The sequence below is a fragment of the Cognatundibacterium rugosum genome, assembly GCF_014284365.1.
GTDB classification, from domain to species: Bacteria; Pseudomonadota; Gammaproteobacteria; order Burkholderiales; family Burkholderiaceae_D; genus Undibacterium; species Undibacterium rugosum.
Genome location: NZ_JACOGG010000002.1, coordinates 308,374 through 325,213 on the forward strand (window position 1 = coordinate 308,374; position 16,840 = coordinate 325,213).

The 16,840-nt window shown below is 48.8% G+C and carries 18 protein-coding genes; 13 read left to right on the forward strand and 5 right to left on the reverse strand.

Annotated elements, in window-relative coordinates; translation table 11 throughout:
* Window positions 1-390 precede the first annotated feature (390 nt).
* Both H8K47_RS03050 and H8K47_RS03055 read right to left on the reverse strand, forming a co-directional pair.
* Window positions 391-1,143, reverse strand: a complete 753-nt coding sequence (locus tag H8K47_RS03050) for a substrate-binding periplasmic protein (protein ID WP_186879949.1) — start codon at window positions 1,141-1,143, stop codon at window positions 391-393.
* Between the two features lie 27 nt (window positions 1,144-1,170).
* A complete protein-coding gene (locus H8K47_RS03055; RefSeq protein WP_186879950.1) occupies window positions 1,171-2,091 on the reverse strand; it encodes a 1-aminocyclopropane-1-carboxylate deaminase/D-cysteine desulfhydrase in 921 nt (306 codons plus the stop codon).
* A 141-nt stretch (window positions 2,092-2,232) separates the two neighbouring features.
* Here H8K47_RS03055 and H8K47_RS03060 point away from each other — a divergent pair, with 141 nt between their 5' ends.
* Window positions 2,233-2,895 (forward strand): GGDEF domain-containing protein, encoded by a 663-nt coding sequence (locus H8K47_RS03060; RefSeq protein ID WP_186879951.1) that lies wholly within the window; start codon window positions 2,233-2,235, stop codon window positions 2,893-2,895.
* A 36-nt stretch (window positions 2,896-2,931) separates the two neighbouring features.
* Here H8K47_RS03060 and H8K47_RS03065 read toward each other — a convergent pair whose 3' ends face one another.
* Window positions 2,932-5,064 carry a peptidase domain-containing ABC transporter gene (locus H8K47_RS03065; RefSeq protein ID WP_186879952.1) on the reverse strand — a complete coding sequence of 711 codons (2,133 nt, stop codon included), beginning with the start codon at window positions 5,062-5,064 and terminating at the stop codon, window positions 2,932-2,934.
* A 41-nt stretch (window positions 5,065-5,105) separates the two neighbouring features.
* Window positions 5,106-6,440, reverse strand: a complete 1,335-nt coding sequence (locus H8K47_RS03070) for an HlyD family secretion protein (protein WP_186879953.1) — start codon at window positions 6,438-6,440, stop codon at window positions 5,106-5,108.
* Window positions 6,441-6,631: 191 nt separating this feature from the next.
* Here H8K47_RS03070 and H8K47_RS03075 point away from each other — a divergent pair, with 191 nt between their 5' ends.
* The 12 genes from H8K47_RS03075 (at window position 6,632) to H8K47_RS03125 (ending at window position 15,471) form a co-directional block, all read left to right on the forward strand.
* Window positions 6,632-6,775 (forward strand): hypothetical protein, encoded by a 144-nt coding sequence (locus H8K47_RS03075; RefSeq protein WP_186879954.1) that lies wholly within the window; start codon window positions 6,632-6,634, stop codon window positions 6,773-6,775.
* A 14-nt stretch (window positions 6,776-6,789) separates the two neighbouring features.
* Window positions 6,790-6,933, forward strand: a complete 144-nt coding sequence (locus H8K47_RS03080) for a hypothetical protein (RefSeq protein ID WP_186879955.1) — start codon at window positions 6,790-6,792, stop codon at window positions 6,931-6,933.
* A 105-nt stretch (window positions 6,934-7,038) separates the two neighbouring features.
* Entirely contained in the window at window positions 7,039-7,542 is a 504-nt protein-coding gene (locus H8K47_RS03085; RefSeq protein ID WP_186879956.1) for a CPBP family intramembrane glutamic endopeptidase, read from the forward strand.
* A 63-nt stretch (window positions 7,543-7,605) separates the two neighbouring features.
* Complete coding sequence (locus H8K47_RS03090; RefSeq protein ID WP_186879957.1) at window positions 7,606-7,749, forward strand: hypothetical protein; 144 nt, start codon at window positions 7,606-7,608, stop codon at window positions 7,747-7,749.
* A 195-nt stretch (window positions 7,750-7,944) separates the two neighbouring features.
* Complete coding sequence (locus H8K47_RS18480; RefSeq protein WP_268977667.1) at window positions 7,945-8,079, forward strand: hypothetical protein; 135 nt, start codon at window positions 7,945-7,947, stop codon at window positions 8,077-8,079.
* Between the two features lie 110 nt (window positions 8,080-8,189).
* Entirely contained in the window at window positions 8,190-8,345 is a 156-nt protein-coding gene (locus H8K47_RS03095; protein WP_186879958.1) for a hypothetical protein, read from the forward strand.
* Between the two features lie 457 nt (window positions 8,346-8,802).
* Window positions 8,803-8,949 (forward strand): hypothetical protein, encoded by a 147-nt coding sequence (locus tag H8K47_RS03100; protein ID WP_186879959.1) that lies wholly within the window; start codon window positions 8,803-8,805, stop codon window positions 8,947-8,949.
* 61 nt (window positions 8,950-9,010) lie between these two features.
* Window positions 9,011-9,580, forward strand: a complete 570-nt coding sequence (locus H8K47_RS03105; protein WP_186879960.1) for a DUF3267 domain-containing protein — start codon at window positions 9,011-9,013, stop codon at window positions 9,578-9,580.
* A gap of 721 nt (window positions 9,581-10,301) precedes the next feature.
* Window positions 10,302-12,245 carry a CocE/NonD family hydrolase gene (locus tag H8K47_RS03110; protein WP_186879961.1) on the forward strand — a complete coding sequence of 648 codons (1,944 nt, stop codon included), beginning with the start codon at window positions 10,302-10,304 and terminating at the stop codon, window positions 12,243-12,245.
* 219 nt (window positions 12,246-12,464) lie between these two features.
* Window positions 12,465-13,133 carry a hypothetical protein gene (locus tag H8K47_RS03115; protein WP_186879962.1) on the forward strand — a complete coding sequence of 223 codons (669 nt, stop codon included), beginning with the start codon at window positions 12,465-12,467 and terminating at the stop codon, window positions 13,131-13,133.
* Window positions 13,126-13,827 carry a hypothetical protein gene (locus H8K47_RS03120; RefSeq protein WP_186879963.1) on the forward strand — a complete coding sequence of 234 codons (702 nt, stop codon included), beginning with the start codon at window positions 13,126-13,128 and terminating at the stop codon, window positions 13,825-13,827. Before H8K47_RS03115 ends, H8K47_RS03120 begins: the two co-directional genes overlap by 8 nt.
* A 21-nt stretch (window positions 13,828-13,848) precedes the next feature.
* Window positions 13,849-15,471, forward strand: coding sequence for a Dyp-type peroxidase (locus H8K47_RS03125; RefSeq protein ID WP_186879964.1), 1,623 nt, complete (start codon window positions 13,849-13,851; stop codon window positions 15,469-15,471).
* On the opposite strand, the gene H8K47_RS03130 is transcribed toward H8K47_RS03125, so the two are convergent.
* Window positions 15,455-16,546: a catalase family protein gene (locus H8K47_RS03130; protein WP_186879965.1), complete on the reverse strand. Its 1,092-nt coding sequence runs from the start codon at window positions 16,544-16,546 to the stop codon at window positions 15,455-15,457. The two genes, H8K47_RS03125 and H8K47_RS03130, sit on opposite strands and share 17 nt — an antisense overlap.
* Window positions 16,547-16,840 lie beyond the last annotated feature (294 nt).

Here is a 16,840-nt window from a genome sequence, read left to right on the forward strand (position 1 = left end):
AAAACCGACATAAAATACATTTCGACGAACTTATAATTCATTTTGACGATCATTTTTGTTAAAAATACATGCTACGCACCAACATTTCCTAAAACGCACCAAATCTGAGCAATACGGAATCCTCGTTTCGTCAAAAAATGCACGTTTTTCGTGCGATTTCTACCCACTTTTGAGCGCAACCGAGCTTCGCCTCTAATTTCGAGTGGGCGATTTACAACAACAGAGACAAATGAAATAAATCAAATCGGCTGGAAAGCCAGATTTGTATTCAGTTTGAAACAGAAGACTCAGCAAGCATGCGGCATGCAAGACGAAATGCGGCCAGTTATGAGGAAATACGCGGGCTTTTGGAATGAAAAAATTTTTTGATCAGCCATGGGCGCTGCGAGTTTATTTTTCAGTCAACCCGTATTGGTGCATCAGCCGGCTTTGCTCACCGCTATCGAACAGGCGTTGAATCTGGCGATTGATCTGTTCCAGCTTCCAGCCCGATTTCGGCGACAGGGCACATTGGGTATAGACCCTGGAGAAATGCGTAGGCGCGATACTGAACTGTGACCTTTGCTCCGGATGCAGTTTGAAATACCCTTCTATCTCCGCGTCGGAGGTGATCAGCGCATCCGCTGCACCCATCGCGACCAGCCGGAACATACTTGCGACTTCGACCTGATCCAGACGCTGGATTTTACCGGCCGCCACTTCCTGCTGTATCTGTGGGTAATGGTAGGCCAGCTGGGTTGCGATTGTTTTCCCAATTAGCTGGGCCGGATAGCTGCTTGGTACAGCATTTCCTTTACGCACCAGCACGCGTTCAAATTGTGGCAGGTTCGGCAGAGTCCACTGTAAATCTGCAGGCTGGTCCACCCATTGCGGACTGAAATAACAGGCCAGATCGGCATCGCCACGCAGCAGTGCCGGTTCTAGCCGGCGTCGTGAGCAATTCTGATACACAGCTTGCGCCTGTAAGCCACGCGCAATCGCATCGGTATAGTCTTTCAGTAAGCCATCCGTCAACTGATGCTGCTTATCGAATACATTGAGTGGATAATCCAGGGTCTCAATGACGGCAATACGCAATTTTTCTTCAGCGCGTGCTCCAGCCTGACCACTGTAAACCAGGCCAGCGAGTAGCAACGACAACATGATTGCGCATTTGTTTGACACTAAAACTCACTTTGAATGATGTCCAGCCCAGCCTGGAAAGCCACGCACTCCCTGCATGCCACCAGTATGCAGCGCCAACACAGTCTGCCCTGATTCAACGATTCCACTCTGACATAGCAGATGCAATGCGTACAACATCTTGCCAGTGTAGACGGGTTCCGTCGGGATACCAGTGCTGGCATAAAAATTTTCGCAAAATTCGCTCAATTCGGGCGAAATACGCGCATAGCCACCATGATGGAAGTCTGTCAGCAAACGAAAATTTTGCCACTCCGGATAGCCGGCTTGAAACAACAAACGCGCCAGCTCATTGTGCAAATATGCGGCATTTGGAAAACTCGCCACTGCCGTTACCTGACCACGCCCACGCATACCTGCCAGCACACCTGCGGCTGTGGCGCCAGTTCCGGCTGCCAGCCAGACCTGATCAGGCACGAAGCGCAATTCCTGCTCCACTTCAGCGACCAGCTCAGCGACCCCATGCAAAGCGCTCGCAGCACTGCCGCCTTCCGGCAGCCAGACCGGCTCACTCGACTCGCCATCCAGCTGCGCGTACTGGCGCCAGAAATCCGGCTCGTCACGCAAGCGGCGGTAATCCTCGCGGCTCACATACACCAGCTGCATGCCCAAAGCACGGCAATCCGCCAGCATCGCACTGTCCATCCCCGCATGCGCGCGCACCAAAAAACGTCCAGACCAGCCACGCTGCTGCAAAGCATGTGCCAATGCATGCAAATGATTGGACCACAAGCCACCCATACTGAGTACCAATGGCTGACCCGACAAGGCCAGTAAAGGGTATTTGAGCTTGCGGAACTTGTTTCCGGATACCTGGGGATGCAGCAAATCATCACGCTTCACCCATAAGCGGATACCGGGAAACAGATCACTCTGCACAGGCTGACAAGGAGAAGCGGCTGGAATCACGATAGTGTTATGGCTGACAAAATGCTACAGTAAGGCCGCGCTATTGTAAGTGACATCCGCTAACTCTGCAGGCGCATTCAGGATACCGGGACCAGACCATACCCGGCCACACAGGCCAGCAGCAATTCCGTCGGAGAGGACATGCCAACCGATTCACAACATCCCTTGCAACATGCACGGTCACAGCTGACCAAGATGATCGAGGATATTAAAGCGCATGGTAACCAGGACAATCTGGTGCCGAATCTCGAGAAATTGCTAAGGCAGTTAGACAGCATGGCCGAACACGATCATCTGACGGGTGCCTACAACCGGCGTACCTTGTTGGCGAATCTGGAGTCCGAGCTGGCACGCTCTTACCGCACCGGCCACACGTTTACACTGGCCGTCATCAGCATCGATGGGCTGGAACTGATACTGGAACAGCATGGACAAGCCGCCGCCCGGCGAGTACTGCAAATCGTAGCCAAAGAAGCGCTGACCATGTTGCGCACGCTCGATTCTTTCGGTCGTGTCGCGGCCAATGAATTTGCCATCATCATGCCAACCACCTGGCTGGACCCAAGCCTGAAAGCCATCGCCCGCCTCAAACAACGTATTGATCAATGCGACTGGAATGCCGTCGCCCCCGGACTACGCATCAGCTTTAGTACCGGCCTTACCACCAATGCCATCAAAGATACGCCCGACATCATGCTGCAAAGAGCGACGCAAGCCCTGCAGCAAGCCAAGGCCAAAGGCGCAGACGGCATCGCTGACATCGAAGCCCCGCTACCGGAATACCGGCCGGAAGAGGATGCGTGAGCGCGGTCAGTCTGGTCTCTACCCTTTGAGTCAGGCTCAGGCCGCGCTGGCTGGTTTCAGTGCATCCTGCACCACAGCCCCACCATGCAAAACAATGACACGCTGAGCCATAGCGATCGTTTCTGGTCTGTGTGCGACGATAATACGTGTGAGATCTAACTGTGCAATGGCAGCGTTTACCGCCTGCTCATTCCAGATATCGAGGTGACTGGTTGCCTCGTCCAATACCAGCAATTTAGGAAACTTATACAAAGCACGTGCTAATAAAATTCTTTGCTTTTGCCCGCCAGACAAACCCGTACCAATGTCACCAACCAGGGTATGAAATCCCATCGGCATCATGGCAATTTCATTGAATATTGCGGCCTGTTGTGCACAATATTCAACATGCTTTTGATCAGGAACAGGATCAAAGAAACAAATATTATCGGCAATAGATCCGGCAAATAACTGATCATCCTGCATCACTGTGCCTAGTAACTGACGATAGTTATGCAAGCCGAGTTGTTTAAGTGGTACCCCACCAATCAGAATTTCACCTTCGGTTGGCTCTAATAAGCCCAGCAAGAGCTTTAATAGCGTAGTTTTACCACAGCCGGATGGGCCGGTAATCGCGATGCACTGCCCTGCAGGAATATGCAGGTTCAGTTCTTTCAAAATCAATGGCTCTGCATCAGCATAACGGAAACTCAGATTCTTGATTTCAATCTGCGGCGAGATACGTTCAGGATCAACTTCGCTGATCTGGTCATCGTGCTCCGCTTCTGTCATAACAATATCGGCAACGCGCTCACCATGCAGCCTCATCATACGTAACTCAAATAGCTTATCGATCAATGCAGCCAGCCGGTTACTGAATTGGTCTTTGTAACTGATAAATGCAAACAACATACCGATGGAAAAACGGGCATCAAGTACCGCTAACGCTGCCATCCAGATCACAATCACCCGTTCTGCATTAAACAATAAGGTATTTGCCGTTTGATAGGATACCGATAGCCGGGAAATCCGCAATTCAGCATTAAACTGGTCGGTCAGATTATTCATCCAACCAGCGCGGCGCTCTTCGATGCGATTGAATAATCGCACACTCTGTATACCACGCACCGATTCCATAAAATGTGTCTGCTGTTTAGCAGCATGAATGATTTGTTCAGCCTTTGCCTCCCGCAACTGACGGAAAATTGCCCAGCGCAGCAAAGCGTACAAAACAACAGCTACACAGGCGACAGCTGTCAATTGCGGGCTGTATAACAACATCACAATCAAAGTGCCAATCACCATCACACCATCAATAACGCCCTCAACAAACTGAGTGGTCAGACTGTTTTGTATGGTCTGAATAGAACCAAAACGCGACACAATATCGCCTGTATGGCGCTTTTCAAAATATGGCAGCGGCAAACTCATCAGGTGTGCAAAGGTATTGCCCAGCCACTGAAAATTCAAATTCGTGGCCAACACCGTCGTCACCCAGGATCGCACAGCTGTAATCGCTGTCTGCACAATAACCAGTAATAAAAATCCTATCCCCAAGACGGTGACTAAATCTTTATCTGCCGCGAGTAAGGCTTCATCCACTATCCATTGCATGTAAAACGGAGCGACCAGGACACAGACTTGCAGTGCCAGTCCTAAGAATAGCAATTGAAGCAAACCACCTTGCAGACCAACTACCTGTCCCATCAAAGAGAGCAAAGTAAACTTTTGTACTTCTTCCGCTTTTTTGAAGCTGCTACCAGGTATCAACTCCAATGCGACGCCAGTGAAATGCCGGGCGAATTCTTCCAGTGCCAAGCTACGCTCACCGACAGCCGGATCCAGAATCACAGCCTTTTTGGCAGACACACTTTTCAAAACAACGAAGTGATTTAAGTCCCAATGCAAGATGCAAGGCAGCTTTAATTCCGGCAGGTGCTGCATATCCAGTTTCAGTGGCCGGGTCTGCAAACCCAGCCCTTGTGCCATAGCCATCACCCCTTTGAGCGTGGCGCCTTTTAGCGAGACTGAAAAGCGTCTGCGCATACTGGCCAGATCAATTTTATGACCCCAGTAACTGGACACCATACACAGACAAGCCAAGCCGCATTCAGCAGCTTCTGTTTGCAGCAATACAGGCAGTTGGCGGCGACGCCAAAAGCGCAACTCAGGAAACGAAACGTGGGACATATAATTCCAGACAGCGAAAATCAGAAGAGAGCAAATGACGCTTAGAGACGGCCAGTGATGCTGTACAGAGGCTCCAGCACCCATTCATACAGTCGTCGTTGTTCCAGCAGGATGCTGGCGTCGACGGCCATACCCGACTTGAGTGGTAACTGACGTCCATACGCTGTGACGTTTTGCTGATCGAGCGTGACACGGATGCGGTATAAGGCCTCGTTACTATTGGCGGATTGTGCACCTAAAGGCAGCTCCTCAGGACGAAGTGCATTGCTCGCCACTTCACGCACGGTTGCCTTGTATTGACCGAATTTCTGATAGGGATAAGCCTGGTAACGTAACAATACCTGCATACCTGGCTGCACAAAACCAGCGGAGCGTGAAGGTGCATAAATCTCGGCTTCCAGTTGTGACCCGGCAGGAATTAATGACGCCAGTGCGATACTGGGCGTGACCGTCTGTCCAACTGCCGCCGTAATCGCAGTCACCGTTCCATCTTGTGGTGCCCTGACCACAAGTTCACGACGCGCTTCATTTTCAGTCAGATCCTGTTCGATTGAACTGACATTACGCTGTACCGCTGCTGCATCCCTTTGTGACTGTAGTTGCAGATCCGCGATATCTGCATGCGCAGAAGTCAGATCACGTCCATTGGCAGATTTAATCCGGTTTAACTCCGCCAAACGTTGCTGCTGGTCGATTAACTCAGCCTGTTTATCCTGTAACTGCGCAGCAGAGATATAGTTTGTCGCCTGTAAGTCGACATACCGTTTAAAAGACTGCTCCGCCAACTGCACGCGTTGTTTTTGAAGAAGAATTTGCGCATCAATTTTTGCAATTTCGTTCTCCAGATCACTCGCCCGCCGACGCAATGCCTCCAGCCGCGCACGGCTTTGTGCAAGCAACTGCGACTGGTCAGTATGAAAGCTGTCACGACGATTCATCAACAATGAAGAAATCGTCTTTTGCGCATCACCCACGGCAGCACTGCGTTCGCTCGACAGTACAAACAACACATCGCCGGCATGCACAGCCTGACCTTCCACTACCTGCCTGGACAACACAACGCCGGCCTGCGTTGGCAACACACGTATAACGCCGAGATTGGGTAACAACACCCCACTGCATTGGGCTTTACGGGTAGTGCTGAAGAACACAAAAAAGCCAATGATCAACGCTGCTATAGACACAAATAACAAGGTCAGAAAACGATGACTGAGCGGATGCGCCAGCAATACCGTGCCGTATTTGCGGTTGGAGATATGTTCGATAGCCTGACGGCGGAACAAAGGCGTGGCAGCTGGTGATGCTGTTGGGGCAGATCCCTTTGAGACCTTAGCATCATCGGCTTGTGGAGAAATATGCTGCTGATTCAAAACCATCTCGCTTGCTGAAAAAAACAACGGATGAGTGTAAATGAAAAATGGTTTTAGTTTTTAAAATAAAAAGAAAAAACAACATTTGATAGAAATACACCGGATATTGCTTTTTGCATGACGATTAAACATACAGATTGATAGTCTGGAAAAGCTGCAATTTGCGGCATATTTACTAACCAATAACGGAGATGATTATGCAAGAGTTAAATTTAGTAGAAGTCAATGAGGTTAGCGGTGCTGGTATTATGTATGATATTGGTAAATTTTGGGGAAGCGCATTCCGAAACGGCGATTGGGACTACCCAATGGCTGGCTCTGGCTATGCTCTTGGCGCTTAAATAATCGGAGAACTATGATGACCGAACTAAATACTTTTGAAGTTGAATATGTTTCCGGTGGTGTTGCTTGGGTTGGCGCAATACTGACAGCTATTGCTATTGTCGATGCAGTTCGCGACGCTTATAACGGATTTAGCGATGGTTTAAATGGTAAATAAATAGATACTCCCCTCCTTTGCGGGAGGGGCTCAAATTGGATAACGACGATTAGGTCGCGACTCAAGGATGTTATTCTCGATGTTGGATGTTTGGGATCCTAAATTATGAAGGCCATTCCGATAGAATCGAAAATTCTTCACGTCATCAAAGATATTGAAGCTCGTAGTCACTTGCTTTATTTGGGTTTGATGTGTTGCATATTACTATTGCAGAATGTCGTTATGTCCTCAGTATTGGCGCCAGCGTTGAACCAGAGGGATAATAGTCAAGTAGTTTTCGACGATTTTTCGACGCCGATTCTCATTCCACTCTTTATCTCTCCACTGTTTGAGACCTTGATTTTTCAAGCTGCTGCTATATGCGTATTACAGCTGTTTGAACTCAAGCAGAAAACTATCATCCTGTTGTCAGGCTTAATTTTTGGTTTAGCTCATTTCATGGGATTAAATTATTTGATCGTTGTTTTTTCTGCAATTTTAGCGGGATTTCTTTTTTCTGGCATGTATCTATTTCGATTAAAAAGAAGTGGTTTTTTCTGGGCTACAACCGATGTGGTTTTCGTTCATGCTATCAACAATACTGTTATTTTCATTGATACTTTTCAGTGAGACTTCAATTCCAATTAATTTGCTGTTATTTGCAGCTGTTTTTTATATTTTAGGAGAAGCAAAATGCAAGAACTGAACTTAGTAGAAACGGATTTGATTTCTGGTGGCAACTATCAAGATAATGTTGATTTTTTTAATCAACTTAAAAAAATAATAGATGCTATTAATGAGAGGAACCGTCCAGTTCCTCCAGCGATACCTTTCTAATTGGATGAACAAAGTTTTTTAATGCAGTGCATTTCCTAAATATGCATTTGGCATTCATATGAATTGACGAATCCAATGCATATTTTTGAAGCTTATTTTTAGAAATATAAATCATTTTCCACACTCAAAATTCACCATTTTGGGATGCTGAAAACTTCATATTACTGTAATCATTTAATGGAATAGGTGAAGAACATGCTTGAGCTCAACCAGAAAGAAGTTGAATGTGTTAGTGGTGGAATAGTTGTTGATCCTTGGAATTTGCCGCCAGGTATTTTCCTTGACGAGCGCGGCAATCCTGTTGATAAAAATGGAAACCCGCTGTTTTAATAATTTCACTGAATAATTGAACCATTAAACGAATATCTAAATAGGTAAATCATCATACTTATTGAGAGGATGGTGATCTGTGCCAAATTTATGTTCAACTGGATATATTATTGAATCGTGTTTTTTTAAAAAAAGGTAAAAAAATGCTGGAATTAGATATTGCTGAAATTATTGAGGTGAGTGGTGGAGTAACTGGCAATGATGGCGGATGCATTCCTATCAAAACTCCAAATCCTAAAAAAATCATTCCTGACGGAATAGAGTAATTGCGCATTAAATGTAATAAAGTCTGAGAAATTTTCGTTCGATTTCTCAGACTAGCTCGACATAAATATGAAAATGGCTTTTAATTCATCAGCTGGCAGAAAAAGACATGCTTATTAAAGCCGCATAACACTTCATTCAACTACACCGAAGAATTCTGGTTCAATCCAATCAAACTTGTCCCATAGATCATCATTCAATTTCGGCAACTCTCCACTGACCAGCACGCTTGTTAATATCCGAAATAGCGAGTTCAGATCATTTCACCTTTTTCAAATCAAGATTCTAATGCGAATGAAAATAATGATATTTTCACAGAAAAAAGACATTTACAAAATAAATAATTTATTACAATTTGGCAATTGACCTTCTGCAACTGTTATTGATACTGTAAAAAAACTGCTTCCACAGCAGTTATTAAGTAAAGCTAAACAGCAATCAATTTATAAGGAAATCAATATGCAAGCTAATGTATGTGAAATTCAGGAATTGAATACAGTTGAAATCGAAGAAGTAAGTGGTGGCTTTCTGCCAGTTGCGCTATTTCTGTTTGACGTTGCAATTTGGGCCTATGATGGCTACAAATTAGGCCAGATCACGAAATAAAATCAGAACAACGGAAGTCTGTTGCTGCATTTTCCTACAGACTTCTATTCATATTGTTTTTATGAAATTTCGCTTAGGCTTACCGCCACCAATTGATGAAGTAAAAGTCACGCCGCATCGGTTTGGCTTTGACTATGTGAATTTGCATGTGAAAGCCTCAGCCCTGGGTACGCTTTTATTCATGCCCTTAGCTTATGTGATCTGGACACAATTCTGGTCATTCAAACAGATTAACGCGATTTTCCGCTTGAATCCGCTCCAGGGATTTTTGATATTGTTATCGGTACTGGTCGTGCATGAAATATGTCATTTGCTGGCATTTCCGCGTATGGGCATCAGTCAGCACACATATATAGGATTTGATCCGAAATCTGTTTTCCCCTATGTTTCGTATCAGGGTTTACTCAGTCGCAACCGATATTTTTTTGCTTTAGTTTTCCCCATTTTTGTGTTGACGGTATTGCCGTTTATACTTGCGTTCTATATTCCATCTTACGTAGGTCTGCTTTCCTGGGTATCCATTTTTAATTTAATTGGTGCTGCCGGGGATATCCTTATTTTGTTCAGCCTGTATCGGAAAATTCCAGCCGACTGGTATGTTCAAGGTGAGTTTTACGGACCTCTGCAATGAAAGGCTGCACCGATGAGCATTGAAGTCAGTGAAGAAAAAAATAACGCAACCGGTATCAAAAAATCGAAGTTAGTACTCGTGCTGTATTTCGTACTTATTTTATGTGCGGCGTTAGGCGGCTTTATCGCAGCACGACTGGAATAAGACGTATTGGACAAAAGTCTGCATGAAAACTGTGAGTTTATTTCCACAATGTGCATGAAACGTTCCCAACGTTCTGACAAAATGGAAACTGTCAGCACCTGACTAATCTCCGTTTGCGCATCTGCTCAGATAAGCAAAGTAAAAATCTTCGAACGATATCTTTCAAAATAATGTTGAGAGCTTATGAAAATGGACGAATCAAAAAATGATCTTATCTATGTTGCTCTCATGTTTAGCGGATACGTGGTAGGTGTCGTGTTAGCGTCATTCTATTTATGGGCTTCTCTCCCTAATTAGTTCGGCATGCATTGCATGTGAAATCACAGAAATCTTTTGATTTTTTTCATACTATCTTTCTGCCATTGAACAGGCTTAGGACAGGCGCGTTATTTTGCAATGTGCCTGACTACTTTTGATCTGACAGGAATGACAGTGATTTTATATTAGTCGTATTTTTATATTTCCACACTGCGCATGGAACTTCCCGGCGCTCTGGCATACTAAGCCTGCAAGCCGCTGCCTGTCTGATGTGAGGGCAGTTCCCGGTTTCTCATGCCTCAGCTCTGACAGGAACTTCATGAAATCTACTCCCCTGCTGGCCAGTGTGCTGGCCGCTTTTGTTGTCGCCGGTGCTGCGCTGCCGGTATCTGCTGCGGCGCAAGCCGCTGCCAGTCAGGATGCACGTGTAGATCCGCTGAAACAGCGTGCCGATTACATCCGCGAGCATTACACCAAATTCGAATACCGTATCCCCATGCGCGATGGCAAACGCTTGTTTACTGCGGTGTATGTGCCGAATGATGCGGATCGCAAAAAGACTTATCCAGTGCTGATGGTGCGTACACCGTATTCGATCGCACCGTATGGCGCGGATCAGTATAAGGGCATGCTGGGACCGACCGCTGAGTATGAAAAAGAAGGCTATATCTTTGCATTCCAGGATGTGCGCGGTACCTATATGTCAGAAGGTGAGTTCCTCAATATGCGGCCACATATTGATGTCAAACGCAGCAGCAATGATGTCGATGAAAGCTCAGACACGTACGACACCATAGACTGGCTGATCAGGCACCTGCCTCAGCAAAATGGCAAGTTCGGGCAATGGGGTATTTCCTACCCTGGTTTTTATACTTCGGCCGGTGCCATCGACAGCCATCCGGCACTGAAGGCGATTTCACCGCAGGCACCGATCGCCGACTGGTACCGTGGCGATGATATGCATAGAAACGGTGCGCTGAATCTGTCTATGGCATTTACCTTCTTTCACAGCTTCGGGGTACCACGTCCAGAACCGACTGAAAAACGCGGCTGGCGCGAATTCAATTACGGCACCCCCGATGCCTATGAATTTTTCCTGAAACTGGGACCACTGGCGAATGTGAATACTAACCACTTCAAGGGTGGTATCCCATTCTGGAACGATATCATCGCGCATCCCGATTATGATCAGTTCTGGCAAAGCCGCAATCTGCTGCCGCATCTGAAAAATATTAAGGCAGCAGTACTGACCGTGGGCGGCTGGTATGACACCGAAGATTTATATGGCCCGTTGCAGACCTATAAAGCGATAGAAAAACTCAATCCCGGCATCCAGAACACGCTGGTAATCGGGCCCTGGATACATGGTGGCTGGACACGCAGCAATGGTGATCAGGTTGGCGATGCGCACTTTGGCTACAAAACCGTGAACAATTATCAGCCTGTGGAGCTGGCGTTTTTCCGCCATCATCTGAAAGGCGCTGAGCAGCCACGCTTGCCCGAAGCCTGGATGTTTGAAACCGGTGCCAATCGCTGGCGTGGTTTTGACAGCTGGCCGCCGCAACAAGTGCAAGACCAGGCCCTGTATTTTCATGCCGATGGCAAACTGCGTTTCAGCGCACCGGCCGAACAGCAGCCGGCCTTTGATGAATACCTGAGTGACCCTGCCAAACCGGTGCCCTACACCACCGAGATCATGAATGGCTGGAGTAAAAATTATGTCGCAGCTGACCAGCGCTTTGCCAGCAGCCGTCCCGACGTACTGAGCTGGGAAACTGAGGTACTGGAACAGGATGTGACGCTGGCTGGCCCGCTGGAAGCCGACTTGTTTGTGAGCGTGACTGGCAGCGACGCCGACTTCGTGGTCAAGCTGATTGACGTGGCGCCAGCCGATCTGAAAGAACAAGGCGTACAGCGCGGTCATCAGCAAACCCTGGTGCGTGGCGAGCCTTTCCGTGCGCGTTATCGCCAAAGCTTCAGTCAGCCTCTGGCCATGGTACCGGGACAGATCACGCCGGTGCGCTTCAGCATCAATGATGTGCTGCATACCTTTCAACGTGGTCACAAAATCATGGTGCAGGTGCAGTCATCCTGGTTCCCTTTCATCGACCGCAATCCGCAAACCTTTGTGCCGAATATCTACGAAGCCAAGGCCAGCGACTTTATCAAAGCGAATCATAGAGTCTACCGCTCTGCGGGTCAGGCCAGTGCCTTGCGCGTGAAAGTGTTACCGGCGATTGATGCCCGGCCTGAAGTCAAGTAACAGTCAGCGTTTTCAAACACACTCAACCCGCCAGCTGGCGGGTTTTTTATGCAGAAAGCCTGCGTGAAATTAGCAACATCATCGCAACATCAAGATAAAAATGGCAAGCTTCCATTTTAGCAATATGCTATTCTGTTCCGCGCCTTACTGCTGCACCGCTACATTCACAGTATCCCCACTCTACGAATTTCCAACGGACTCGCTATTTGGGAGACGAATATGTCGAACATTGCCGGTAAAGCCTATGCGATGAATGTCATCACACCAGTACGCTGGTACACGGCATGGGTGAATAAGTTGTTTTTCTGGGTTGCACTGAAACGCCCGAGCACTTTGCAGGGGCTGATCACGCTGTCTTTAATCCATTATGCGCGCTGGGTGATCATCGGACGCAAGCAATTTCCCCATGTGTCACCGGAGCAGCCCAAAGAAAAACTGAAGTACAGCTACATGCTGTTTTTCAGTAATTTCAATGGCAGCTGGGATCAGTATGTGGACTCATTCACCTTCGCGATACCGGGCGGGCTTGATCTGTTCTGGAAATGGAATGTGCGCTATTCCAAGTCGGTCGCATTGACACCTTTCCATCGCTATATTCAGTACAACCAGCTCGAGACTATCCACTATTACAGCGCCTACCCGCTGGCTGCCTCCAACGATATCAAGTCTGCTCAGACTGTCAGGGAAAGCCTGCTCGCGTTTAACCGCACAGTCGATCAGGGTAGTGACGAAGAGTTTGAAAGGCGTTACAAGGCCTTGCTGCGCGGGCTGCAGCATGATCTGGGTGAAATGCACCCGACCCCCATCATCAGTATGTCTGCCACGCAGGTAGAGAAGCGGGTGCGCTGGCATGCAGGTCAACTCGATCAGGAGCGTCCTCATGGCTAATGTATTTGGTAATGCTTACGGTCTGACCGTACTCTCCCCCATCCGCAATGGTCTGGTAGCGGGACGCGAAATCTCGCATGCGGATCTGGTCCGTGATCTGCTGCAAAGCTGGAATGAGGAATTCAACAGTCCGATGGCACGGGTGCCTGAGACTTATCTGTGTCGCTTTTTCGTGCTGGACGATGTGGTCACTGAATCCCTGCCTGGCGGCAGCGCGCCGGATACCTGGTCGGATTATCTGCCGGTGGTGCCAGACGGCCTGCGCCGCAGCGTAATGCCGGTCGAAGAGCATTTACAATCGGCTTATCTGGTGTTCACCACCAATTTTCATTGCGGCCCCTCGGGTGAGCCGGATGCCTATCTGCGCGGTATGTGGGAAGCTATCAACCAGCGCATACGCGAAGTCTGGCAACACTGCTATGGCTTTGAGCGGGTGCAGGATGCCCGTAGTTTCACGGACTATATACGGCAATGCCAGCTCAAGACTTCGCTGTTCTTCGTGGGTTCGAATGATTTACCGCTGGCAGAGCAGCTCAAAGCACTGTATCTGAAACAAGAGTTCGCCCGTTTTGCCACCGCCCATCAGGGCTTGCCTGCCGCCGAACTGCGTGCCCGCTACCGCGAGTTCATGCACAGGGTACAGGCGGAACATGTGCAAAGCCCGACCTGGGCACCGGGACAATATCGTCTGTAACGCCATACAGGGAAATAGACCATGACTCAAGAACTGGATTTATCCGATATCCAAGGCCATATCCTGCGCGCTTACGCACGCTTTGGTTATCCCAAAGGCCGCTACGTGTTCCTCAATATCCGCCATAGCGCACGCGCACGCCAATTCGTAGGACGCATCACGCAGCGCGTGACCACCGCCGTGAACTGGGGCAACGGGCCAGATGCGGTACAGCCACCGGATTGTGCGGTGAATATTGCGTTCACTTATCAGGGACTAAAAGAACTGGAATTGCCACGCGCTTCCCTGGTCGATTTTTCGCCGGAATTTATCGAGGGCATGAAGCACAGGCGCGATATTCTCGGTGATGATGGTCCAAGTTCACCTGAGTGCTGGGACCCGATCTGGCGTGACAACCGGGTCACGCGCGAGAAAGACGTACACATCACGGTCTTGCTGAATGCGCGCGCGCCAGCGCCAGCTACCGCCGATATGGCGGGTGTGGCACAAGCCATGCAAAGCTGTACGGAATTTCTGGAACAAGGCTACCAATGGCTGCTGGACGAAGTGCGACACAGTGAAGGTGGGGTGGTGATATTGGGTGGAAATCGCGGTGACAATGGTGAACTGCTCGATTATCAGGAAGTGAACGTGGTGATGGAAAACGGCATGCCGACTGCCAAAGAGCATTTCGGCTATACCGACGGCATCGGTGATCCGGTATTCGAAGGCGTGCCTTATGATGTGAACCGCGTACGTGGCCGTGGCAAACAAATGGAAGATGGTAGCTGGGCACCACTGGCAACCGGTGAATTCCTGCTCGGTCATGTGGATGAAGCACATGAGTATCCACCAGCACCGCTGCCTGTTCTGCTGGCGCGTAATGGCACTTATATGGTGTATCGCAAGCTGCATGAGAACGTGGCGAGCTTCGAACAATATCTGCAACAGGAAGGTAAAAAATATCCGGGCGGTCCGGAATTGCTGGCAGCGAAATTTGTCGGGCGCTGGCGTGATAACGGTGCACCGCTGGTATCTGCGCCGGATGCTGCGGCCAAACAGGCCTTTGATGCGCGCTTTGCTACCGCCACGCCGGAACAGCAGGACCGCATGCTGAGTGACTTTACCTATGATGCCGATATGAGTGGCGGCAAATGCCCGTTCAGCTCGCATCTGCGCCGTATCAATCCGCGTGCCTCACTGGAAATGGGACGTGATCCCGGCGATCCGCCCGGCTCACTGAAACGCATGACCGGTGCGTTTGATACACCTGGCGCGTTGGTCAACCGGCGCCGTATTCTGCGTCGTGGCCTGCCTTATGGTGCCGTGCGCGACCGCCAGCGTGATGACGGCAATCACGGCATCATCATCATGATGCTGAATGCCGACATTAACCGCCAGTTTGAATTCGTGCAGCAGCAATGGATTAATTACGGCAATGATTTTAAGGCGGCCAACGATAAGGAAATCATCCTCGGCAATCACAGCAGTGATCCGCGTTTCGCGAGTAAAGCGGTGCTGCAGGTTGATCCGGCCAGCGAGGATGCGCCTTACATCCTGGCACGTATTCCGCGCTTTGTAGAAACCCGCGGCGGCGAATATTTTTTCATCCCCAGCATGACCGCACTGAGGATGATTGCTCGCGGCGTTATTGATCCGACGTAAAGTTAGTGGTATTGCCCCATAAAAAACGACTGGCCTGGGTCTGCTGATCAAGCGGGTCCACGCCAGGAATATTCCAGCTGTCCGGCTCTTTGCGCGGGGTATGATTATGCTCGTGCCGGAAGGCAGAAATCGCGTCATACACGATTTTACGCGCACGGTTAATGCCACCCAGCGGACGATGTTCAGGCAAGGCATGCCAGGGCGTGAATGACAGCTCTTCACCAAAATCTCGCTGCGGTTCAGAATCAAAATTCTGACGCGGGATGCGGATGGTGGCGATCTTGATAAATGGCGACAGGGTCTCTGGCCATAATTTGCCCGGATCTTCGATCGGCATTTTTTCGGCATCCGTCTGTATCTGTATCATGAAGTCAAACACCGCATCTTCTTTCGACAATTGCTTGACCATGGCACGGCGCAGAAAATCATCTTTAGGATAATCCGGCAAATGGTCGATCGACTTGGTACTTGGGACCACGGCATACTTGACCGCTTTGTCACCATACAGATAAGGCGTGGTGCTGAAATAGGAGATATGCAGAGGATTGGCAAACTTCAGCATGGAATGCCACAGGTTATACGAAACCCGCCAATGGGTCAGGAAATACCAGATGGTGGATACAACACCCGTCGTCATCGCCTTAATCAGACCGGCAAATTCTTTGACATTGGCCGTCACAAACACATCGGTACTGATGAGGATGAAATCATGGGTTTCAGCATCCTGTTCCGCGTCCAGCAATTTCTTGCCCGGTACGCCCATCAGTTTGATGGCCATGCCGCGGATGTCGCTCTTGATGTCCGGCTGTATCGTGCCATTCTGATTAGAAAAACGTATCCAGGATTTATACCTGCGTGGCTCCTGAAAGACACCAACCCGCAAATCTGCCGGCAAATCCGGTTCAACGATGAAATAGGCTCTGACCAGTCCATGCATTTTTGGATGCGCATCCCTGCGCATCACGCCTTGCGGATATTCGCGCTGAATTTTCGCCTTCAGACGTTTGCGTAAATCATTAATGTAATGCGCTTCGTCCGGCGGAATTTGTTCAGTTGCAAGAGGTGGCGGCGCCATGGCTATCCTTTCTTGTTTCCGGGCATATCAACATGCGTACTGCATAGGATACGGTTTCTGCCAGCCTGAATTCAGGGAAAATACGCTAGGGATAAGACTGATGGCTGGACGGATCTCTGATCTGTGATCAGGACCTGGTAAATGTTTAGTGCGAAGTCGGCTGAGACAATTTCGCCCAGTCCTGCAGATACTACACAGTTTCAAATTCACTAGCAATTTTTGCACCATCATTTGATGCGTCGCAAACACAAATTCTGAAATTTCTGCCAATTCAAGGGGGAAAATCCGCTTCCC

Coding starts and splice junctions, on each gene's coding strand:
- H8K47_RS03085 (WP_186879956.1), top strand. CDS start 7,039: ATGAAGGCCATTCCGATAGAATCGAAAATTCTTCACGTCATCAAAGAT.
- H8K47_RS03130 (WP_186879965.1), bottom strand. CDS start 16,546: ATGGCGCCGCCACCTCTTGCAACTGAACAAATTCCGCCGGACGAAGCG.
- H8K47_RS03100 (WP_186879959.1), top strand. CDS start 8,803: ATGCAAGCTAATGTATGTGAAATTCAGGAATTGAATACAGTTGAAATC.
- H8K47_RS03060 (WP_186879951.1), top strand. CDS start 2,233: ATGCCAACCGATTCACAACATCCCTTGCAACATGCACGGTCACAGCTG.
- H8K47_RS03110 (WP_186879961.1), top strand. CDS start 10,302: ATGAAATCTACTCCCCTGCTGGCCAGTGTGCTGGCCGCTTTTGTTGTC.
- H8K47_RS03050 (WP_186879949.1), bottom strand. CDS start 1,143: ATGTTGTCGTTGCTACTCGCTGGCCTGGTTTACAGTGGTCAGGCTGGA.
- H8K47_RS03115 (WP_186879962.1), top strand. CDS start 12,465: ATGTCGAACATTGCCGGTAAAGCCTATGCGATGAATGTCATCACACCA.
- H8K47_RS03070 (WP_186879953.1), bottom strand. CDS start 6,440: ATGGTTTTGAATCAGCAGCATATTTCTCCACAAGCCGATGATGCTAAG.
- H8K47_RS03065 (WP_186879952.1), bottom strand. CDS start 5,064: ATGTCCCACGTTTCGTTTCCTGAGTTGCGCTTTTGGCGTCGCCGCCAA.
- H8K47_RS03125 (WP_186879964.1), top strand. CDS start 13,849: ATGACTCAAGAACTGGATTTATCCGATATCCAAGGCCATATCCTGCGC.
- H8K47_RS18480 (WP_268977667.1), top strand. CDS start 7,945: ATGCTTGAGCTCAACCAGAAAGAAGTTGAATGTGTTAGTGGTGGAATA.
- H8K47_RS03080 (WP_186879955.1), top strand. CDS start 6,790: ATGATGACCGAACTAAATACTTTTGAAGTTGAATATGTTTCCGGTGGT.
- H8K47_RS03075 (WP_186879954.1), top strand. CDS start 6,632: ATGCAAGAGTTAAATTTAGTAGAAGTCAATGAGGTTAGCGGTGCTGGT.
- H8K47_RS03105 (WP_186879960.1), top strand. CDS start 9,011: ATGAAATTTCGCTTAGGCTTACCGCCACCAATTGATGAAGTAAAAGTC.
- H8K47_RS03090 (WP_186879957.1), top strand. CDS start 7,606: ATGCAAGAACTGAACTTAGTAGAAACGGATTTGATTTCTGGTGGCAAC.
- H8K47_RS03120 (WP_186879963.1), top strand. CDS start 13,126: ATGGCTAATGTATTTGGTAATGCTTACGGTCTGACCGTACTCTCCCCC.